At 70.6% G+C, this 2775-nt stretch carries 2 protein-coding genes; both read right to left on the bottom strand.

Translation table 11 applies throughout. From position 1 onward, the window contains the following. Window positions 1-130: 130 nt before the first annotated feature. Entirely contained in the window at window positions 131-889 is a 759-nt protein-coding gene (gene fabG, locus C1I99_RS30945) for a 3-oxoacyl-ACP reductase FabG (RefSeq protein WP_111137681.1), read from the bottom strand. 106 nt (window positions 890-995) lie between these two features. After that, window positions 996-2648 carry an alpha-amylase family protein gene (locus tag C1I99_RS30940; RefSeq protein ID WP_111137680.1) on the bottom strand — a complete coding sequence of 551 codons (1653 nt, stop codon included), beginning with the start codon at window positions 2646-2648 and terminating at the stop codon, window positions 996-998. Window positions 2649-2775: the final 127 nt, after the last annotated feature.

The raw sequence follows: 2775 nt of genomic DNA, 5'->3' as shown, positions 1-2775 counted from the left end.
GCACCCTCCCGACCCCGGCCGAAACCGCTCGGCGGCGGCCTCCGTCCCCGGGCCGCACCGGCACGCGCAACGGCCACGCTCTGCGACGAGCGTGGCCGTTCGACGCCGGCGGAGCTGGGCGCCCCTTGGGTCACGCCCTGGGGCCGCCGGCCACGTAGATGACCTGGCCGGAGACGAAGGACGCGCCCTCGCTGGCCAGGAACGAGATGGTGTGGGCGACGTCCTCGGGCCGGCCCACCCGGCGGACCGGGATCTCCGACTCGGCGTGCTTCTGCAGCGCCTCGAAGTCCACCTTCATCCTGGCCGCGGTGGCGGCGGTCATGTCGGTGACGATGAAACCGGGCGCGACCGCGTTGACGGTCACCCCGAACGGGCCCAGCTCGATGGCGAGCGTCTTGGTGAAGCCCTGCAGCCCGGCCTTGGCGGCGGAGTAGTTCGCCTGGCCCCGGTTGCCCAGTGCGGAGGTGCTGGAGAGGTTGACGATCCGTCCCCACTTCCGCTCGACCATGTGCTTCTGCGTGGCCTGGCTGAACAGGAAGGCGCCGCGCAGGTGCACGCCCATCACCGTGTCCCAGTCGGCGTCGGTCATCTTGAACAGCAGGTTGTCGCGGAGAACGCCGGCGTTGTTGACCAGCACGGTCGGTGCGCCCAGCTCGGCGGCGACCCGCTCCACGGCGGCCGCCACCTGCGCCCGGTCGGCCACGTCGGCGCCGAGGCCGAGGGCCCGACCGCCGGCGGCGGCGATCGCGTCCACGGTCTCCTTGGTCGCCGACTCCTCGATGTCGACCACGGCCACCGCCATGCCGTCGGCGGCCAGCCGGCGGGCGGTGGCCGCGCCGATACCCCGCGCGGCCCCGGTGACGACGGCGACGCGCTGCTCCTCCGACATGCCTACCTCCCGGTAACTTCGGCTCGATCGAAGGAGCTTAACCCAGCCCCGCCCGGCGCCCACCCGGCCGATCCGCGGACGCCGGCCGCGGGCGGTGCCGGCGCGCTCAGAAGTCCCGGCCGCGGCAGAGCCGGATCCAGCGGTAGCCGTAGCCGGCGAGCCTGAGGCGGTCCAGTTTCTCCACCGGCTCGTAGTTGCGGTCACTGAGCACGTCGATCGGTAGGTCCGCCTCGGGTTCGAGCATGCTCAGATCCACCTCGACGTCGTCGGTACCGAGGTTGTGCAGGAAGACCATCGTGCCGGTCGAGCCGTCGGCCCGGTGGGCGAGCACGCCCGGCGGCGTCGGCACGTCGACGTGCGTGGTCGAGCCGGAGCCGCACTCGGGGGCTTCGCGCAGCGTACGGATCATCCGCTCGAACCAGGCGAGCAACGACTTCGGGTCCCGGCGCTGTGCGGTCACGTTGACCCGCTCGTATCCGAACTCACCCTTGTCGATCACCGGGCGGACGAGCTTCTCCGGCTCCGCGGTGGAGAACCCGGCGTTCGGCTGGTACGACCACTGCATCGGGGTACGGATCGCCTGCCGGCCGGGCAGCGACAGATCCTCGCCCATGCCGATCTCCTCGCCGTAGCGCAGCACCGGCGTGCCGCGCAGCGAGAACTGCAGCGAGTACGCCAGCTCGATGCGGCGCCGGTCGTTGCCGAGCATCGAGGCGAGCCGGCGGCGGATGCCCCGGTCGTAGATGCGCATGCTCTCGTCCGGGCCGAACTGCGCGTACACCTCGGTGCGCTGCTCGGCGGTGAGCCGGGACAGGTCGATCTCGTCGTGGTTGCGCAGGAAGGTCGCCCACTGCCCGCCCTCGGGCAGCGTTGGCGAGTCCCGCAGCGCCTCGATCACCGGTTCCGGGTCCTGCCGGGCCAGTGCCAGCATCAGGCGACCGTTCAGCATGAAGTCGAAGAGCATGTGCAGCCGGTTGGCGGAGCCACCGCTGTCGCCGAAGAAGACCGGCAGCTGGTCGGGTTCGACGTTGGCCTCGGCCAACAGGACAGCGTCGCCCCGGCGCCACTGCACGTGCTGGCGCAGCTCGGTGAGAAACTCGATGTGCCTCGGGGAGTTCGAGTTGCCCGGCTCGGTCTGCTCGATGATGAACGGCACCGCGTCCATCCGGAAGCCGGAGACGCCGAGCTGGAGCCAGAACGACATGATCTTCTTGATCTCGGCGCGGACCGCCGGGTTGGCCACGTTGAGGTCCGGCTGGAACGGGTAGAACCGGTGGTAGTACCAGGCCCTCGCGGTCCGGTCGTAGGTCCAGGTCTCGTGCTGCTCACCGGGGAAGACCATGCCCTGGCGTCGGTTGTCCGGCTCGTGTTCCGACCAGACGTACCAGTCGCGGTGGAGCGAGTCCGGTGCGGAGCGCGCCGACTGGAACCAGGGGTGCTGGTCCGAGGTGTGGTTGACCACCAGGTCGATGATCACCCGGATGCCCCGGTTCCGCGCCTGGTGCAGCAGGTCCGCGAAGTCGCCGAGGGTGCCGAAGCGGGGATCCACAGTGTAGAAGTCGGTCGGGTCGTAGCCGTCGTCCTGCTTGGGCGACGGGTGGACCGGGTGCAGCCAGAGGCAGGTGACGCCCAGCCGGGCCAGGTAGTCCAGCCGGCCGATCAGGCCCCGGATGTCACCGACCCCGTCGCCGTCAAAGTCCACGTACGTGTCGATGTCGAGGCAGTAGACGACCGCCTCGGAGTACCACCTGTCACCCATGTCGACCTCATGTCTCCGGTCGCCGCCTCCAGCAAACGTGAGCGCCGAACGCCGGGGCCGTCGGCGTGACCGGCCCGCTCGCCCCGGCGTTCGGCGCTCACGTTTGCTGGAGGCGGCGACCGGAGAC

The sequence above is a fragment of the Micromonospora deserti genome (assembly GCF_003236335.1).
Classification (GTDB): Bacteria; Actinomycetota; Actinomycetes; order Mycobacteriales; family Micromonosporaceae; genus Micromonospora; species Micromonospora deserti.
The sequence above is the reverse complement of the archived record's forward strand: the minus strand, read 5'-3'. Positions and strand labels throughout refer to the sequence as shown.

Excerpts from the sequence above, each read along its gene's own strand:
- fabG (WP_111137681.1), bottom strand. The coding sequence starts at position 889 with ATGTCGGAGGAGCAGCGCGTCGCCGTCGTCACCGGGGCCGCGCGGGGT.
- C1I99_RS30940 (WP_111137680.1), bottom strand. The coding sequence starts at position 2,648 with ATGGGTGACAGGTGGTACTCCGAGGCGGTCGTCTACTGCCTCGACATC.